This is a genomic window from Actinopolyspora mzabensis (assembly GCF_900101095.1).
Classification (GTDB): Bacteria; Actinomycetota; Actinomycetes; order Mycobacteriales; family Pseudonocardiaceae; genus Actinopolyspora; species Actinopolyspora mzabensis.
Map to the genome: position 1 here is coordinate 241,368 of NZ_FNFM01000002.1, position 17,033 is coordinate 258,400.

At 68.8% G+C, this 17,033-nt stretch carries 14 protein-coding genes; 1 reads left to right on the plus strand and 13 read right to left on the minus strand.

The window, feature by feature from the left end:
- Positions 1–2 precede the first annotated feature (2 nt).
- The 12 genes from BLR41_RS03665 to BLR41_RS03725 form a co-directional block, all read right to left on the minus strand.
- Positions 3–1,061 (minus strand): lysophospholipid acyltransferase family protein, encoded by a 1,059-nt coding sequence (locus BLR41_RS03665; protein ID WP_092626455.1) that lies wholly within the window; start codon positions 1,059–1,061, stop codon positions 3–5.
- Positions 1,062–1,070: 9 nt separating this feature from the next.
- Positions 1,071–2,105: an NAD-dependent epimerase/dehydratase family protein gene (locus BLR41_RS03670; protein WP_092626458.1), complete on the minus strand. Its 1,035-nt coding sequence runs from the start codon at positions 2,103–2,105 to the stop codon at positions 1,071–1,073.
- Between the two features lie 320 nt (positions 2,106–2,425).
- Positions 2,426–3,256: a pyrroline-5-carboxylate reductase gene (gene proC / locus BLR41_RS03675; RefSeq protein ID WP_092626460.1), complete on the minus strand. Its 831-nt coding sequence runs from the start codon at positions 3,254–3,256 to the stop codon at positions 2,426–2,428.
- 100 nt (positions 3,257–3,356) lie between these two features.
- Complete coding sequence (locus BLR41_RS03680; protein WP_092626462.1) at positions 3,357–4,211, minus strand: sugar phosphate isomerase/epimerase family protein; 855 nt, start codon at positions 4,209–4,211, stop codon at positions 3,357–3,359.
- Between the two features lie 180 nt (positions 4,212–4,391).
- The gene (locus BLR41_RS22715) at positions 4,392–5,981 is read right to left on the minus strand and encodes a hypothetical protein (RefSeq protein WP_176797797.1); all 1,590 of its coding nucleotides are present in this window, start codon (positions 5,979–5,981) and stop codon (positions 4,392–4,394) included.
- Between the two features lie 60 nt (positions 5,982–6,041).
- Positions 6,042–7,031, minus strand: coding sequence for a Ppx/GppA family phosphatase (locus BLR41_RS03695; protein WP_092626811.1), 990 nt, complete (start codon positions 7,029–7,031; stop codon positions 6,042–6,044).
- A 495-nt stretch (positions 7,032–7,526) separates the two neighbouring features.
- A complete protein-coding gene (locus BLR41_RS03700; RefSeq protein ID WP_092626466.1) occupies positions 7,527–8,213 on the minus strand; it encodes a response regulator transcription factor in 687 nt (228 codons plus the stop codon).
- Positions 8,210–9,454 carry a sensor histidine kinase gene (locus tag BLR41_RS03705; protein WP_281240925.1) on the minus strand — a complete coding sequence of 415 codons (1,245 nt, stop codon included), beginning with the start codon at positions 9,452–9,454 and terminating at the stop codon, positions 8,210–8,212. Before BLR41_RS03705 ends, BLR41_RS03700 begins: the two co-directional genes overlap by 4 nt.
- Before the next feature lie 414 nt (positions 9,455–9,868).
- Complete coding sequence (locus tag BLR41_RS03710) at positions 9,869–10,618, minus strand: phosphoglyceromutase (RefSeq protein ID WP_092626469.1); 750 nt, start codon at positions 10,616–10,618, stop codon at positions 9,869–9,871.
- Between the two features lie 707 nt (positions 10,619–11,325).
- On the minus strand, positions 11,326–11,853 hold the full coding sequence (locus BLR41_RS03715) for a type III secretion system chaperone family protein (RefSeq protein WP_092626471.1): 528 nt from the start codon (positions 11,851–11,853) through the stop codon (positions 11,326–11,328).
- Positions 11,854–11,944: 91 nt separating this feature from the next.
- Entirely contained in the window at positions 11,945–13,243 is a 1,299-nt protein-coding gene (mshA, locus tag BLR41_RS03720; protein ID WP_092626472.1) for a D-inositol-3-phosphate glycosyltransferase, read from the minus strand.
- Positions 13,244–13,553: 310 nt separating this feature from the next.
- Positions 13,554–14,738: a L,D-transpeptidase gene (locus BLR41_RS03725; protein WP_218119888.1), complete on the minus strand. Its 1,185-nt coding sequence runs from the start codon at positions 14,736–14,738 to the stop codon at positions 13,554–13,556.
- Between the two features lie 154 nt (positions 14,739–14,892).
- Between BLR41_RS03725 and BLR41_RS03730 the strand changes: the two genes are divergently transcribed.
- Positions 14,893–15,672, plus strand: coding sequence for an SDR family NAD(P)-dependent oxidoreductase (locus tag BLR41_RS03730; protein WP_092626475.1), 780 nt, complete (start codon positions 14,893–14,895; stop codon positions 15,670–15,672).
- A 274-nt stretch (positions 15,673–15,946) separates the two neighbouring features.
- Here BLR41_RS03730 and BLR41_RS03735 read toward each other — a convergent pair whose 3' ends face one another.
- Positions 15,947–16,987 carry a hypothetical protein gene (locus tag BLR41_RS03735; protein ID WP_092626477.1) on the minus strand — a complete coding sequence of 347 codons (1,041 nt, stop codon included), beginning with the start codon at positions 16,985–16,987 and terminating at the stop codon, positions 15,947–15,949.
- Between the last annotated feature and the right edge of the window lie 46 nt (positions 16,988–17,033).

Below are 17,033 nucleotides of genomic sequence, written 5' to 3' on the forward strand. Positions count from 1 at the left end.
CGCTAACCGAAGAAGACGGTCCGCCGCTGTGCCAGCAACCGGTAGATCGTCTCCTGGATCGTCTCGCGCACCTGGTCACTCAGGTTGAAGACGACCATGGGGTCCTCGGCCGCCTCCGGACCGTGCTCGGCGGTGTCGATCGGTTCGCCGAACTCGATGTACCACTTGGACGGCAGCGGCACCGTGCCCAGCGGCCCCAAGTGGGGGAAGAACGGCGTGACCGGGAAGTACGGCAGACCCAACAACCTGGCCAGCGGACGAATGTCGCCGATCTTGGGGTATATCTCCTCCGCGCCGACGATGGAGCACGGCACGATCGGCACACCGCTGCGCATCGCGGCCGAGACGAACCCGCCCCGGCCGAACCGCTGCAGTTTGTACCGGTCGCGGAAGGGCTTGCCGATCCCCTTGAATCCCTCCGGCCAGACACCGACGACCTCACCACCGCGCAGCAGCCGTTCCGCGTCCGGATTGCACGCCAGGGTCTGACCCGTCTTCCGCGCCAGCGCCCCGACCAGCGGCGTCCCGAAGACGACGTCGGCCCCGAGCATCCGCAGCTGTCTCCCGGTGGGGTGGTAGTCGTGCAGCGCCACCGTGGTCATCAGCGCGTCCCACGGCAGCGTCCCGGAGTGGTTCGCCACCACCAGGGCACCGGAATCGTGCGGCACGTTGTGCAGCCCGACCGCCTCGACCCGGAACCAGTTGTCGTAGACGGTGCGCAGCAGCGGCAGGAAGAACCGCTCGGTCAGTTCGCGGTCGAACCCGAACTCGTCCACCCGGTACTGCCCGAGCAATCGCCTACGGGCGAAGGCCGTCAGGTCGGCGAGGGTCTCGTGCCAGTCCAGCCCTTCCCCGCCACCCTCGTTCCCGGCACCGCCCTCGCCGGCACCGTCCTCCTCGCTACCGGCCTCCCCGGAGCCCGCCGGACGCTCCCGAGCCGAGCCGGGCGCTCCGGAGGCCGCGGCCCGAGCGTCCCCGGCCCACCGACTCGAGGAGCCCGACTCCGCCCGGCCGCCACCGTCATCCTCCGGATGCAGCGGAATGACTCGCGCGTCCGCCATCACATCTCCTCAACGTAACCGGGTGATCGTCCTGTTGATTTCCCGCTCGGCGCCCTCGACCATTTCGGGGTCGATCACCGGGCGCAGCTCACGTCCGTGCACGAAATCGTCGAACGCCTGCTGCGTGGTCCACCTCGGAGCGAATCCGAACCGGTCACGCAGTTTCGCGGTGTCCACCACCCGTCCGAAATTCAGAAATCTCATCTGTTCGGCGGACAGCGACGCCAGGTTGGTTCCCCGGAAGAATCCGGCCAACGGGGAAACCATCGTTCCCGGGATCGGCACGGGAACACGCCCCGCGCGGCGAATGGCCTGCCCCAGCATGAGCACCCCGTCGGCACCGACGTTGAAGACCCCGGGAAGCTCCTCGAGCGCCGCGCGGCGCAGCACCGCCAGCGCGTCCTCCGGGTGCAGCAGTTGCAGTCGCGCGTCGTGACCGAACACCGTGGGAACGAGGGGAAGCGAGAAGTACCTGGTGAGCACGGAGTCGATGCGCGGCCCGATCAGATCGGTGAAGCGGAGCAGCGTGACGGCGACGTCGGGACGACGCCTGCCGAAACCACGCACGTACCCCTCGACCTCGACGGCGTCCTTCGCGTAACCGGAGGAGGGCAGGTCCTTGGGCGCCATCTCCTCGTCGAAGACAGCCGGATCTCGGGAACTGGCACCGTAGACGGCGCTGGTGGACTTGACCACCAGCTTGCGGACGTGCGGGGACTCCTGACACGCGGCCAGCAGCCGCATCGTGCCGAGAACGTTCATCTCCTTCATCGCCGCACGGGCCACGGGCATCTCGTCGGTGTTCGACGAGGCGTGCACCACGGTGTCGACCGCCGCCTCCGAGATGATCCTGGCTATCAGCGGGTTCCGGATGTCGGCCCGGACGAACTCCGCACGACCCATGCGGCGGGAGAGCTCACGGCGCGGGCGTTCGCTGTCCACCCCGAGCACTCGTCCCACCGCGGGATTCTCGGCCAGCCTGCCCGCCAAGTGGGCACCGACGAAACGGCTGACTCCGGTAACGAGCACGACGTTCGGGACCATGGGGCCTCCTGACCGCGGCCGCGGTGTCGAACCACCTCGGCGAGGTGATCGCGGCACGCCTCCGAGCACACCGTGAGACTGCCGAACACACGAGAACCGGGACGACCGGTGTCCCGGAACACCACGGCGCACCGGCTCCCGGTGACGATCGTAACCGCGATCGCATCACCACCGCGTGTCAGCACCGTTACGACACGCGGTGGACGAGCGAAACGGGAGCGCGGCGGGCCGTGCGTCCCGGTCAGGGGCCGCTTCCCGGAACCACCGCCCCGGGCAGCGCTCCGCGCACCGGGCCGGGCGCACCGGAAGGGCGGGACGGCTCAGGCTCCCTCGGAGTCGGTCTCCTGCCGATGCTTGGCACCGAGCTCCACCGAGCGGGAGTGGGCCGCCTCAACGGCGTCGATCAACGCCGCCCGGACACCGTGCTTCTCCAGCTCGCGGACCCCGGAGATGGTGGTGCCCGCGGGCGAGGTCACCCCTTCGCGCATGATCACCGGGTGCCCCTCCCCCTCGCGCAGCATCGTGGCCGAGCCCACGGCGGACTGCACCACCAGCTCGGCCGCCACCGAGCGGGGCAGGCCGAGCAGTATCCCGGCGTCGATCATGGCCTCTACCAGGTAGAAGAAATAGGCGGGCCCGGAGCCGGAGAGCGCGGTGACCGCGTCCTGCTGATCCTCCGGGATCCGCACCACCCGGCCGACGCTGCCGAGCAGCCCCTCCACGAGGTCCAGGTGCGCTTCGGTGGCGTGGGTTCCCCCCGAGACGGCGCTCATGGCCTCACCCACGAGCATCGGCGTGTTCGGCATCACCCGCACCACGGGGGTACCGGCGGCGAAGCGACGCTCGAACATCGAGGTCGGCAGCCCCGCGCAGAGGGTGGCCACCAGCTTGTCCGGCGTGACGAGATCGCCCACCTCGTCCAGCAGCGGTTCGATGTCCTGCGGTTTTACCGAGACCACCAGCACGTCGGCCTGCCGCGCCGCGGTGGGCAGGTCGGTCGCCCGCACGCCGTATCGCTTGGTCAGTTCCTCGGCACGCTGCTGGTACCGCTCCGTGAACAACAGGTTCTCCGGGGAGTATCCCGCGTTGAGCAGGCCGGAGAGTAACGACTCCCCGATCTTTCCCGCCCCGAGTACGGCGATCGTCGACATGCGGTCAGGGTGCCAGAGCAGCCGATTCGAGCGGCCCCCGGCCCGGTGACGTGGAAGTTCTCCCACATCCTGAACAACTCGGTGCGGCGGGCGGTTTGGTTCACAGTTCGAAGTCGGGATTCTCCCGCAACGGCTCCAGGTGGAGCCTGGCGAACAGCAGCGCCTCGGCGAGTTGGGCGGCGCGCTGGTCCACGGTCTTGGCCTTCCTGGTGCTGACCTCGATGACGACGGTCCCGGTGTATCCCCCCGACCCCAGGGCGGTGCAGATCTCGGCGCAGGGTTGACTGCCGTGCCCCGGCAGCAGGTGCTCGTCCCTGGGGGTGCCGGTGCCGTCGGTGAGGTGGACGTGCGCGAGCCGTTCACCCATGCGGCGCATCAGTTCCAGGGGGTCGTTCTGCGACGCGGCGGCGTGCGAGACGTCCAGGGTGTAGTTGCGGAACCCGACCTCGGTCGGGTCGGGCGAGGGGCGGAACGCCGACAGCCCGGAGGCCCGGGTACCGCGCAGCCTGTCCCAGCTGTTCGGCGGGCGGATGGGGAACATGTTCTCCACGGCTATCCGGATGCCGCTGGCCTCCTCGAGGTCCGCGACGAGCTCCTCGAAGTTCTCCGCGTACCTGCGCTGCCAGCGGAAGGGGGGATGCACGACGACCGTACCGGCACCGAGGTCGCTGGCGGCGACCACCGCCCTGCGCAACCGTTCCTCCGGCTCGGGGGACCACACCCGCTGGGTGATCAGCAGGCAGGGCGCGTGCACCGCGAGCACCGGCACGCCGTGCTGCTCGGCCAGTCGCCGGAGCGCCGAGACGTCCTGGCTCGTCGCGTCGGCCCAGACCATCACCTCGACCCCGTCGTAACCCAGATCGGCGGCCATCTCGAAAGCGGCACGGACCGGCTGTGGCCAGACGGACGCGCTGGAGAGACCGACTGGAACGGCGGGCCGGTGTGGTTCGGACATCACTGGAACCGTTTCACTGCTCGTGTCCCCGTCAGGGCTCGATGCTGACGCGGACTGGTGTACGCGGCGTCACCACGGTAGCCGGGAACGCGTCGGGGCAGCGGCCAGTCCCGAGCCGAGGCTCCCGGGCCCCCGGGGGATCCCACAGCCCCGACCCGGCGAGTCACGATTCGGGGACGTTCAGTAACCGAGCAGCAGGAACGCCACCGGCGATACGGTACAGACCAGGCCGACCAGAACCGACAGCAGAATCGTCTGCAGATCATCGGTACGCAGCACTTTCCGCGCGACCAGCACGAGCGTGCCGGTGAAGGCCAGCGCGGCTGCCAGGGCGGGCAGCGGCAGTTCACTCCACAGCCAGCGGAACCCGATCCACACCAGACCGCCACCGACCAGCCCTGCCACTGTCTGCGCGACGAGGAGCACCCATTCCCTGAGAGCGGAACGTCCGCCGTGCTCGGCTTCCCGTTCGGCCTCGTACTCCTCGGCCGGGAGACCGGTGGGGGGTTGCTCGGCGGAGTACTCGTCCTCCTCGGCGTAGTCGTCCGAATCGGCATAGGGGTCGTCCACCATGCCGGTGTAGAACGCGTCCGAGTCCCCGAACTCCGACTCCATGCCCTCGTAGGGGTCGAAGTAGGCGGTGCCGTGGGGCTCGTCCGGGGCGTCCCGCTCGGCCTCGGTCGGCTCCGCACCGACGGAGTCGGCACCGCCGGGTATCGGATACTCCAGCAACGCGGTTCCGTCACCGTCGGTCGCTTCCGGGTCACCGGCGGAAGTGCTCCCCCGGACCGGGGGGAACTGCTCGGTTGCGTCCTCCCGTGCGGGCGAGTTCTTCGGAGCCGGGCTCTCCGGAGCCATCGCGTCCGAAACGGCGCCGTCCGGAACCGGGTGGTCCGGCACGGCGTTGTCCGGCACGGCGTTGTCCGGCACGGCGTTGTCCGGCACGGCGTTGTCCGGGCTCGCCCCGCCCTGAGCAGGGGTGGCCCAGGTGTCCGGTTCGGACGCCGGGGAGGTGCCCCCCTGCCACTGCGGCGTGTCGCCGGGGGGAGCGGAGGGCCCCTTCCGGCTCATTCCGCTCGTGCCGGGCGTCCGCACCGGCAGCGGGGGTTGCTGGGCGGTCGTCTCGGTCTCGTCGGCGGGTGGTGCGGAGTTCGTGGGGGTCGAGGGTGGTGGTGTCGCCGCGGTAGGGGGTGTCGCGGCGGCGGGAGGTGTCGCCGCAGCGGGGGGCACTGCCCCTCCCGGTTCGGCAGCGGGAGTGGACCACTTCCCGGCTTCGTCCTCCGCCTCCGGCTGCGCATTCGGTTCGGCGGATCGCGCCCCCGGTCGCGTGGGACGGCGAGGCCCGGCCCCCGAAACACGTCTGCGCGAGGGGGCCGACGAATCGTCGCTCGCCGGGCCGGTCGGCTGGTCGACGGTGGGGCCCGGCTGCGGTGGTTGGAGTGGGGAAGGCTCCGGGGAGGCTCCGGCGGCAGGCGGCGGCGCGGTCACGGGCGGTTGCGCCGCGGCGCCGAAGGATGCCGAGGTCTCCGCACCGGAAGCCGTTCCGTGCTCGGGCGACGATTCGTCCTCGGCCTCGGGTGCGTCGACGGGGAGCATCCTCCCGCTGTCCGAATTCACCCGTTCGATGATCGCCTGCGGAGCCGTTTCGGACGGGTCCTCGGCACGCCTGCGCCTGCGGCGGGAGCCGCGTTGCCCACCACCGCCGTGTTCGGCCAGCAGTTCCGCGACGGTGCGCTGGCTAGGGTCACCGGACCCACTGTCCCGACTCATCGACTCCACCGTGCCCCGTGCTAGATCTCGCGTCCAGTTCACTCCGCGATCGCGCGGCCGTTACCCAGTATCGCCCGTCCCGGTCGGCGTGAGTGTGCCCAGGCCGTCATCCGGGCTCTCGGCACCGTTGACGTGGTCGAGACGGCGCAGGATCACACCTTCGCGCAGCGCCCACGGGCAGATGTCCAGTTCGCGCAGCGACATGGCGTCCATGGTCGCCTCCGCCACCAGCCCACCGCTGACCAGCTGGTGGGCTCTGGCTCCGCTCACTCCGTCGAGCGAAGCGAGGTCCCGCGCCGAGATCTTGGTGATGAACGCCAGGAGCTGCCGCAGCGCGGTGTCGGTGAGGGTGCGCCGCACCCTGGGCCCCGCCGAGGGCGGCGCGGCACCGGCCAACCTGGCGAGCGACCGGAAGGTCTTGGACGTCGCGGCCACCTTGTCGGGTGCGCCGAACTCGGCGAACCGCTCGACGGCGTCCGAGAGCTGTTCGGCCAGCCGGTTCCGGAGATGCTTCACTTCCTCGCGTTCCGGCGGGTCCCCGAGCGTGGCGGTACGCGCCACGTGACCCGCTCCGAGCGGGAGCGAAACCGCGATGTCGGGCTGCTCGTCGATGCCCAGCGCCATCTCCAGCGAGCCGCCTCCGATGTCGAGCAACAGCAGATTGCCCGCGGACCAGCCGTACCAGCGCCGTGCGGCGAGGAAGGTCAGCCGGGCCTCCTGTTCTCCGGAGAGCACTTCGAGGGACACCCCGGTCCGCTCCCGCACGGTGTCGAGCACGGTGCTCGCGTTGTCCGCTTGTCGGATGGCGGAGGTGGCGAAGGCCATGAGCTCGGCACACCCGAGGCCCCGGGCCGAATCCCTGGCGGCCTGGACGGTGTTGACCAGCTCCTCGATGTCGGAATCGGTCAGCGCTCCGCCCTCCCCGATCCGCTCGGACAGGCGCAGCACCGACTTCTCAGAGGTCATCGGGGTGGGATGCGCACCTCGGTGCGCATCCACCACCAGTAAGTGAACCGTATTGGAACCCACGTCGAGCACCCCTAGGCGCATGGCGGCCAACCTACCGTGCGCGAGGGCGTAACGGGTGCGTGGTGTGTCGAACTCACCCGAGATTTTCCGGCACGAACCGGCCACTTGCGCGGCCGGCTCACCGCTCGTGCGGCGTCGATTTCTCGCGAAATCGCCGCGCCGCTTCGACGCAGGCCGCACTCCGACCACCCTGACCAACGGCACCGCCGCGGGTTCTCCGGTGCGGCTCTCGCGAGGACGGCCCCGACGTTGTGTAGTAACTACCCGAGGTCGGGGCACCCGCAGCGCGAGCCGTGCCGGAGGTTCCGCCACCAGCACCCTCACGAGCGCCGGGCCGCGGAATCCGTCCTCGGTGCCACGCAGCGCGGGTGTCCCCGGTGCGTGAGTCGGATGCATTGCAAGGCCGGGCCGCTCGCCGCGTAGGTCGCTACTCAAGAGCCGGCCCAACGCCGCAAGGCGCCGACTCACGTGCCGGCTACCAGACCCACTCGGCAAACCGGCCGGCCTGAATAGGAGTCAGGTTTCGAACTTGTAGCCGAGTCCTCGTACGGTCAGTAAGTGCTTGGGGTCGGTGGGATCGGGCTCGAGCTTGGCGCGCAGCCGCTTGATGTGCACGTCGAGGGTCTTGGTGTCGCCGACGTAATCGGCTCCCCACACCCGGTCGATCAGCTGGGCACGGGTCAGTACCCGCCCGATGTTGCGCAGCAGGTACTCCAGCAGGTCGAACTCCTTGAGCGGCAGCCCGATCTCCTCACCGGAAACGGTGACCACGTGGCGTTCCACATCCATCCGGACCGGTCCCGCCTCCAGCACCTGTCCCGGCTGGGTGGGCTCCTCCGCCTCACCGCCGCGCCGCAGCACCGCGCGTACCCGGGCGATGAGCTCCCGCGCCGAGTACGGCTTGGTCACGTAGTCGTCGGCCCCCAGTTCCAGTCCGACCACCTTGTCGATCTCGGCGTCCCTGGCCGTGACCATGATCACCGGAACGGTGGAACGCTGGCGGATCTCCTTGCACACGTCGGTGCCGCTCATGCCGGGAAGCATCAGGTCGAGCAGCACGATGTCGGCACCGTTGCGCTCGAAATCCTCCAGAGCCTGCTGGCCCGTGGTGGCCACGGATGCGGTGAATCCCTCCTTGCGCAGCATGAAAGCCATCGGGTCGGCGAAGGACTCCTCGTCCTCCACGATCAGCACCCTGGTCACCGGACTCCTCCCGTTTCGACGGTTCGCGTCCTTTGCCCCCCGCGCTCCGCGCGGTCGTCGGTATCGCCCTCGGGACGGTCGTCCCCGGCTGACGCGTCTTCGGTGGTGCGGGCGGCCTCGTTACCCGAGGACCTGGGCACCCGCAGTGTGAAGGTGGAACCGGTGCCCGGCTTGCTCCACACCTTGACCTCACCGCCGTGGTTGGCGGCGACGTGTTTGACTATGGCCAGTCCCAGGCCGGTCCCCCCGGTCGCCCTGGATCGCGCCCGGTCGACCCGGTAGAACCGTTCGAACACCCGCTCCTGGTCGGCGGGGTCGATGCCGATGCCGCGGTCGGTGACGGCGATCTCCACCCAGCCGTCCCGGAGCCGCCTGCTCACCGAAACGGGGCTCGCGTCGGGCGAGTAGGAGATCGCGTTGTCGATCAGGTTGCTCAGGGCGGTGACCAGCAGGGTGCGGTCCCCCTCCAGTCGCAGCCCGCTCGAGTCGTCCAGGGTGATCTCGATACCGGCCGATTCTGCGGGCATGCGGCAGCGGCCGAGTGCTTCCTCGACCACGTCGTCGACGTCGACGGTGGAGAGCTCGGGCAGCGGCTCGGCCCCCTGCAACCTGGACAGGGCGATCAGCTCGGACACCAGTGTCCCGAGCCTGGTCGACTCGTGCAGGATTTTGTTGGAGAACCGCCGGACCTCTTCGGCGTCGTCGGCCGCGTCCAGCACGGCCTCGGCAAGCAGGGCCAGCGCGCCGACCGGTGTCTTGAGTTCGTGACTGACGTTGGCGACGAAGTCGCGTCGGGTCTCCTCCAGGCGGACCGCCTCGGACTCGTCGGCCGCGTCCACCACGGTGAAGCCGTCCCCCAGCGGACGAACGTCACCGAGCACCGCGGCGGGAGAGCGCCCGTGCGGCTCGTCCCGGTTGAGCGGGGACAGGTCCACCGGCACCGGTCTGCCGGTCTTCAGTGCCTGCTCGGAGGCCTTGCGGGCACGCGCGTCGGGGCGGTTGTCCCGGACGAAGCCGAGCTCGTCCGCACGTGGGTTGTGCACCACGACGTCGCCGAAGTTGTTGAGCACGACGATGCCGTTGTCACTGGTGTGCACCAAGCGCTGGAGCAGTTCCGCGACTGTTGGCCCCGTCGGCCGGCTGCGTTGGGGACGCCCCTTGGCCGCGGCGAGTCGGTACCCCGCCACCAAGCCCAGCGCCAGCACGCCGATCAACAGGGCGCTATAGCCCAATGCGGTCACAACCGCATCGTAAGCAAGCAGGGGCAGGGGTGGGCCATAGTATGCGGCCATTCAGTGATGCCCGTGACACTCGAAAGTGAAGTTTTTCATCCTCACGTCACTTCCGCGTGGCCGGTTGTTCAACGCGAGAACAGTGCGTGTACCAGTCGGTCACGGGCAGCTACGCCCGTTTTGCCCTTCCCTTCGAAAGCATGACACCGAAAGAGCGAAGAATCTGTTCGGTGCCACGGTCGGCGGACCGGGCAGCCACCGGGCGGCGATACCGGCCACTCGGCGCCGCACCGTCCGGACCGACCGTGGCGGGCCACCCCCACCCCGGGGACGAGCGTCGGGCCGATGAGGGCCGCGACGCGCCGAGCTCAGAAGCTCTCGAGTTCAGCCCTCCCGGGGTCACCGGCCCCGGGGCTCCGGAGGTCAGCGGCCCTGGCTCGCCACCGAGGCCGCCGCCTGCTCGGCCGCCGTCGGATCCAGATAGGTTCCGCCGGGGTTCTCCGGGGTCAGGTTCTCGTCCAGGTCGTAACGCAGCGGGATGCCGGTGGGTATGTTGAGCGCGGCGATGTCCTGCTCGGAAACCCCGTCCAGGTGTTTGACCATGGCGCGCAGCGAGTTGCCGTGCGCGGCGATCAGCACGGTCCGCCCGGCACGCAGATCGGGAACGATCGAGGACTCCCAGTAGGGCAGCAGGCGCGCCACGACGTCCTTGAGGCACTCGGTACGCGGCATCTCCTCCCCGAGGTCGGCGTAGCGCGGGTCCCCCTCCTGGCTGTAGGGGTCCGCCGGATCGATCTCGGGGGGTGGCGTGTCGTAAGAACGGCGCCAGAGCATGAACTGCTCCTCGCCGTAGGTCTCCATGGTCTGTTTCTTGTTCTTGCCCTGCAGTGCTCCGTAGTGGCGCTCGTTGAGCCGCCAGTGCCTGCGCACCGGGATCCAGTGGCGCTCGGCGACGTCGAGCGCGATGTTGGCGGTGCTGATGGCGCGGCGCAGCAGCGAGGTGTGCAGCACGTCCGGCAGCAGCCCGGATTCGCCGAGCAGCTCACCGCCTCGTCGCGCCTCGGTCTCGCCGTCCTCCGACAGCGGAACGTCCACCCAACCGGTGAACAGGTTCTGCGCGTTCCAAGTGCTCTCACCGTGGCGCAGCAGTACAAGAGTCCCGACAGCAGTCATGTGGCCAGGCTATCCGTTACGCACGGCCGCGATAACTCGTGCTCGTCGCTTCGGTCGTTCCGAAAGTGAGTGCGCGAGATGCCGACGCCGGCACCCCGAACCCCGCCACACCGAACTCCACCATCGGTCGGCGCGGCGGCGCGGGGCCACGGCCGGAAAAGCGCCACGGCACGGTTCGCGATCCGAACGGAAAATTTCGATCCACTTTCGAGGACCTCCCCGAAAACGCACTGTCCGGCCTCCTGACGAGGCGCGAAAGGCTCACCGAAACCGGACGGTTATTTTCCTGCCACCATTTTGTTCCCTCGAAAGTGTCACTCATCACATCTTAGTGTGAACTAGCGACAAAGATGCTTCACAGCGTTACTTTTCAATTCAAACTTCACTCGAATAGAGCAGGTTAATGGCCTTGTGGTCATCAGCCCGACTCTGCGAAGTTTGGCAACGCTCTGGCGTGATCGGCTCCCACGCACTCCCCGATCCCGTCGGAGTAGGCGTACGGCCCGCTTCCCCCCGTCGGGTCGTGCCTGCCGGGCCAGGGTCTCCCCGCCTACTGCGCCCGGCACAGCGAAACCCCCGCGTGGGGACGGCTCGAGCTCGTGACTCCCCCTCTCTCCCGAGCCGTCCCCACGCCGGGTTCGGATCCGGCCTCGCGGCGCACCCGCCGGAACGGCTCGATCACCGCTTCCCGGGGTAGACGAACTCCGCTACTCCTCCGACATCGGGGGCAGCGCTCCCTGCCGCTCCACCAGCGAGCTGAAGGCACGCAGGTTCGCCAGGGACTCACCACGGGATTCGCGCCAACCCCACTCCCGCCTGATCGCGGTCGCGAAACCGATCTCCAGCAGGGTGTTGAAGTCGCCGTCGGCGGCGTCGAGCACCTGACCGAGGATCCGATCCAGTTCCTCGCTCGTGACCGCGTGCAGCGCGGTCCGGCCCACCAGGTAGAGATCACCGGCGCTGTCCACCGTGTAGTGCACCCCGTAGAGCCGCGCGTTGCGTCGCAGCACGTGGCGGTAGAACTCCTCGTGGGCCTCGTCCGGCTGCCTGCACACGAACGCCTCGACGAGCAGGGCGTGCTCGGTGACAATCAGCCAGCAGTTCGTGCGCAGCTTCTTGTTGCCCGGAAGGGCGACGAAGAAACGACCGGTCTCGGGGTGCTCGTACTCGAGTTCGTCGCTGTCGAGCGTGGTTCGAATAACCCGATCCAACGAGTCCCGCGTCGTCGCGCTCATCGTCCTCCTCGTCGATTCCTGACCAACCGGTTACCCGCACCGCTCCGGGCACCGCGCGCCGTCGTTCCGAACGGTACGCCGACGGTTCCGATCACGCCGACAACCCGGTCACTCGCGCGGGCGCTGCGCGGAAGTCCCGCCGGGCACGCGCGTAGGTCTCCAGCAACGACTCGGTGGTCCGCTGCCAGGAGAAACCCGCCGCGTGAGTGGGTGCCGCCTCGCCCAGTCGGGCCAACAGCTCGGGGTTCCGCAGCAGCGAGGCCAACACGTCGGCCCAGTCCACCGGATCGTGGCCGGCAACCAGCCTCCCCGACACACCGTCCGCCACGGCGTAGGGCAACCCTCCCACCGCCGCGGCGATCACCGGTGTGCCGCAGGCCTGCGCTTCGAGAGCCACCAGCCCGAACGACTCGTTGTAGCTGGGCACCGCCACCAGGTCCGCCGCACGGTAGACGGCGGTCAGCTCCTCGCCCCGCTGCGGGGGCAGGAAGCGCACCACGTCGGTGATGTCCAGTGCCTCGGCCAGCTGGTGCATGGCCTCGGGGCGTGCCATGCCGTTGCCCGAGGGCCCTCCCACCAGCAGCACCCGCAACCGGGTGCGTAGCGCCGGGTGACGGGTCAGCAGTTCGGCGACCGAGCGCAGCAGCACGTCCGGCCCCTTCAACGGCTGGACCCTACCGACGAAGGCGAGCACGAGGGCGTCGGGCTCGATCCCCAACGATTCCCGCGCCGCACCGACGTCCCCCGGGGTGAAGCGCTCCAGATCCACGCCCGGCGGCACCACCGTCACCTCCTCGGGGGCGGCGTCGTAGCGGGACACCAGCTCCCGCGCCTCCGCCTCGGTGTTGGCCACCAGCCGATCGGCGTCCGCGACGACCTGTTCCTCGCCGACCACCCGCACCCTGGGTTCCGGTTTGTCGTCCTCGGCCAACGAGGCGTTCTTCACCTTGGCCAGGGTGTGCGCGGTGTGAACCAGCGGAACACCCCAGCGTTCCCGCGCCAGCCAACCGACCTGTCCGGACAACCAGTAGTGCGAGTGCACGATGTCGTAGTGGCCGGGCTCGTGTCGCGCCTCCACGCGCAACGCGCCCGCTCCGAACGCGCAGAGCTGCGCGGGCAGATCGTTCTTGTCCAGCCCCTCGAACGGTCCCGCCACGATGTTGCGCACGGTGACACCGGGCGCCAGTTCCGCCACCGGGGGAACATCCGAGGAGGTGGCACGCGTGAAGATCTCCACCTCGGTGCCCAACCGGGCCATCCTGGTCGCCGTCTGGGCGATATAGACGTTCATACCGCCGGCATCACCCGTTCCGGGCTGCTCCAGCGGCGAAGTATGCAACGAGAACACGGCGACACGCCGAGGGCGAGTCTGAAGTCTGCTGGAAGTCATCTAACGCTCATCGCAAGCTCGTCGTGCACACCCGAGACCTTCGGGCCCGTGCGGTCACGACGCACAACCCGCCGGAAACATTCCGGCGTCCGAGCGGGAGTTCGCCGGGCCACTCCGGACCGATCGGGCACCGCGAGCCGAACGCCGGAACGCTGACCGGCGAAAACCACCGAACTTCGGTGGGCCGGCGCGGCAGGCGCGAACGATGGGACTGTGCTGCAGGACACATCGGAGGCCGGGGCTCACCGACCGAACCGCCCCGGCCCGACCTCGTGGCGGGTGCGGCACCCGCCACGCGAGCGGAGCGGACTCACAGCGCGGACATGTTCTGCCACTGGTCCCAGCTCAGCATCCAGTCGTAGACGGCGTACTTCGCGGGCATGTCGGTCCCGGAGCCGCTGACCTCCACCGGGTCCCCGATCATCGCGCTGTCGAAGTAGTCCTTCGCGTCGGCATTGGTGAGATTCACGCAACCGTGCGAGGTGTTTCGCTTGCCGATGTTGGCACGGTTCTGCTCGTTCTCGTGAATGAACTCACCGTGGTTGGAGATGCGCACGGCCCACTTCTTCTTCACGTCGGTGTAGCCGTACTTCGGGTTGTCCATGATCTCCACCGGGTGCTTGGCCATGACCATGTAGGTGCCGTCGTGGGTGTGCCGGTCGGGCACCGAGTCGAGGCCGTAGCTGGCCGGGTAGCTGGCGATCTGCTCACCGTCGCGGATCACGCGCACCCGGTGACGCTGCACGTCGGCCTTGACGATCTGCGACCTGCCGATCTCGAATTCGGTGGTCAGATCGGCCTTGCCGTACTTGCCGCCGCCGTAGTCGAGACCGTAGAGCGGGGCGTCGACCTTGACCGTGGTGTGGGCGGGCCAGTACTCCTTGGGGCGCCAGTCGACCTGCTTGTCGTTCAACCAGGCCCACGAGCCCTTGACGTCCTCGGACGGATCCACGCTCAGCGCACGCTGCACCTCGGCCTTGTTCTCCACCGGCGCGTCGAACTTGATGCTGACCGGCATCGCGATACCGACGGTCTTGTCGTCGACGGGGTTGATCGTGGCGCGCACCACGCGTTGCGGATCGACCGTGCGGAAGCTGCCGCCGACCGGAGAGCTCTGACCACCGGAACCGACCACTTCGCCGGACCACTCGTAGGTCTTGCCGTAGCCCAACGGCTCGGTGGCCTTCCAGGCCGAGTCGTTGTTCACCAGCTTGCCCTCGACTTCTTCATCCGAAGAGTTGACCAGTGAAACGTTGTGCAACTCCCCGTGCTCAGCCGAGACCTTGATCGAGTCCTTGGGGTTGACCCCGGTCGCGCCGTCGCCCGGTTGCAGTGAGACCTGCGGTTCCGGCGCGGAGCTCGTCGAGTCCCCGCCGGATCCCGCGACATTCGCCGCACCGCCGCCACAGCCCGAAAGCAGCAACAACGCCGCCGTCACGACACCGAGCGCGCCCTTCGACGAACGCCCGTGCGAACCGTTTCCCCTAGTGGACACTCCTACCTCGATCCATCGCGAATGGACATGTGTTCCGTTCCTCGTTCCCTGGGACGCCTGGCTGCCTCCGCGGGATGCCCGAACCGGAAAGTGTGCTGCATCACACTGCCCCCGTATCGGGCGAAACACGTCCCGACTACGGGAGAATCGTAACGTGAGCACAGAGTCGACAGCGGGAACGAGTAACCGATCCGTCATCGCCAGTGACCGAGATGTAGCCGTGATCACCGGAGCGAGTTCCGGAATCGGAGCGGCCACCGCACGCAGCCTGGCGAACGAGGGGTTCCACGTGATCCTGGGCGCACGACGAGTGGACCGACTCCGCGAACTGGCCGCGGAGACCGGCGGCACCGCCCTGCCGCTCGACGTCACCGACGAGGACTCGGTGAACTCATTCGTCGAGCAGGTGCCCACCTGCCGGATTCTCGTCAACAACGCGGGGGGCGCGAAGGGATCGGCCCCGGTCGCGGAGGCCGACGAGAGCGACTGGCGCTGGATGTGGGAAACGAACGTGCTGGGAACGCTCCGCCTCACCAAAGCGCTGCTGCCCAAACTGGTCGCCTCCGAGAACGGGCACGTGATCACGGTGACCTCGGTGGCAGCACTGGAGGTCTACGACAACGGCTCGGGATACACCTCGGCCAAGCACGCCGAGGCGGCGCTGCACCGCACCCTGCGCGGTGAGCACCTCGGCGAGCCGGTCCGGTTCACCGAGGTCGCCCCGGGGCTGGTGGAAACCGAGTTCTCCGAGGTGCGTTACCACGGCGACACCGAACGCGCGAAAGCCGTCTACCGTGGCCTCACACCACTAGTGGCCGACGACGTGGCCGACGTGATCACTTTCGCGGCGACGCGACCCGCACACGTCAACCTCGACCAGATCGTGGTGAAGCCGCGGGACCAGGCATCGGCCACGCGCTCCCACCGCACCTGAACGACAGTAGAACCGTGGAACCCGGCTTGCCCGGCGGTGCGAGCGGCGGAACCTCTCGCACGGCTCTCGCTGCGGGAGAACCGACATCGGGTAGCGAGCTACCCAACGTCGGGTCTTCCTCGCGAGAGCCGCACGGGAGAACCCGCGGCGGTGCCGGTTGCTGGAGTGGTAAGAGTGTGGCTATTCCTCGGCGCTGGCGGCGTGGCGATTTCGCGAGAAATTGACGACCCCGGTAACCCGCACCACGTCGTGTGAGCACAGGTCAAGTCCGAGCTCAGCGGGTTTGCTGGTCGTGGGGGCGCAGTCTGCGGAACGTGACGGCCAGCTTCACGTCCAGTTCGGCGAGTACGTCGGCTATCGGGCAGGCGAACCCGGTACGACCGTCCGCGCTGCCCGCGGTGTGCAGGCCGACCACGCCTCCTTCCCCGTCCACCACCACCGCCCCCGCGTCACCGGCACCGGTGAACGGCTTCTCGCGGGTGGTGACAACTCTGAGCTGTTCGCGGCGGGTCCGAACACCCAGCGCATCACCGTGGTCGATCCGCAGCGTGGCGTCGGTGGAAGCCACCGAACCCCGCGTGAGGCCGGTGCCCAACCCGCTCTTGCGCACCGTGTCCCCGACCTCGGCGACCCCCTGGCCGGTCACCGCCCCCACACCGGGAATCGTGCGACAGCAGTCGAAAGCCTCGTCGATCATGACTGCCGCGGCGTCCACCCTCCCGGACAACGCCGCGCGCGAGAGCTCGGCGTAGCAGCGGCCGGAGTGCGGATCCAGCATCGCGTCGCCCACCGACCAGGCATCGTCCATGCAGGCCACGTCGAAAGTGGTCAGTCCCATGGTGAGTACGGCCGACCCCCGTCCGGTCACGAGGGCACCCAGGGTTCCGATCCGCCGGTACTGCCCGCCGTCCCGGTGCTGGCCTTCGGCGACGGAACCGACCGGACCGAGTACGACCGGACGGGAGGGCGCTATCCCCACGCCCCCGAACACCGTTAGGGCAGGGGTGGGCAGCACGGCCGGAACGAGTTCGTCGAGCGAACAGTGGGCGTGCTGCGGAAACACCCGTTCCTCCACCACATCGGTGGGGATGCCCAGGATCAGGGACGGCACGCACTCCCCGACCTCGAGCCACTCCATCGGTTTCTTGCGCGCGACGGAAACGATGATCACCTGTTGTCCGGTGGGACGGCCGGATGTCCACTTCTCGCCGATGTCGACGAGCCCCACGCCCGGAAGATCCAGCAGCTGATCCTCCACCGCACGCTTGATCGGACGAATAGCCGCCCGGTCGCGTGCTTCCCTGACGCTAATCATGGCAGCCTCCGCCCACCATTTAACACGCAGGGTGACTATTAGTCAC

Bases quoted from the DNA above. Each gene is read 5' to 3' on its own strand.
- BLR41_RS03680 (WP_092626462.1), bottom strand. From the start codon at position 4,211: ATGTCCGAACCACACCGGCCCGCCGTTCCAGTCGGTCTCTCCAGCGCG.
- BLR41_RS03695 (WP_092626811.1), bottom strand. From the start codon at position 7,031: ATGCGCCTAGGGGTGCTCGACGTGGGTTCCAATACGGTTCACTTACTG.
- proC (WP_092626460.1), bottom strand. From the start codon at position 3,256: ATGTCGACGATCGCCGTACTCGGGGCGGGAAAGATCGGGGAGTCGTTA.
- BLR41_RS22715 (WP_176797797.1), bottom strand. From the start codon at position 5,981: ATGAGTCGGGACAGTGGGTCCGGTGACCCTAGCCAGCGCACCGTCGCG.
- BLR41_RS03710 (WP_092626469.1), bottom strand. From the start codon at position 10,618: ATGACTGCTGTCGGGACTCTTGTACTGCTGCGCCACGGTGAGAGCACT.
- BLR41_RS03665 (WP_092626455.1), bottom strand. From the start codon at position 1,061: ATGGCGGACGCGCGAGTCATTCCGCTGCATCCGGAGGATGACGGTGGC.
- BLR41_RS03735 (WP_092626477.1), bottom strand. From the start codon at position 16,987: ATGATTAGCGTCAGGGAAGCACGCGACCGGGCGGCTATTCGTCCGATC.
- BLR41_RS03670 (WP_092626458.1), bottom strand. From the start codon at position 2,105: ATGGTCCCGAACGTCGTGCTCGTTACCGGAGTCAGCCGTTTCGTCGGT.
- BLR41_RS03715 (WP_092626471.1), bottom strand. From the start codon at position 11,853: ATGAGCGCGACGACGCGGGACTCGTTGGATCGGGTTATTCGAACCACG.
- mshA (WP_092626472.1), bottom strand. From the start codon at position 13,243: ATGACTTCCAGCAGACTTCAGACTCGCCCTCGGCGTGTCGCCGTGTTC.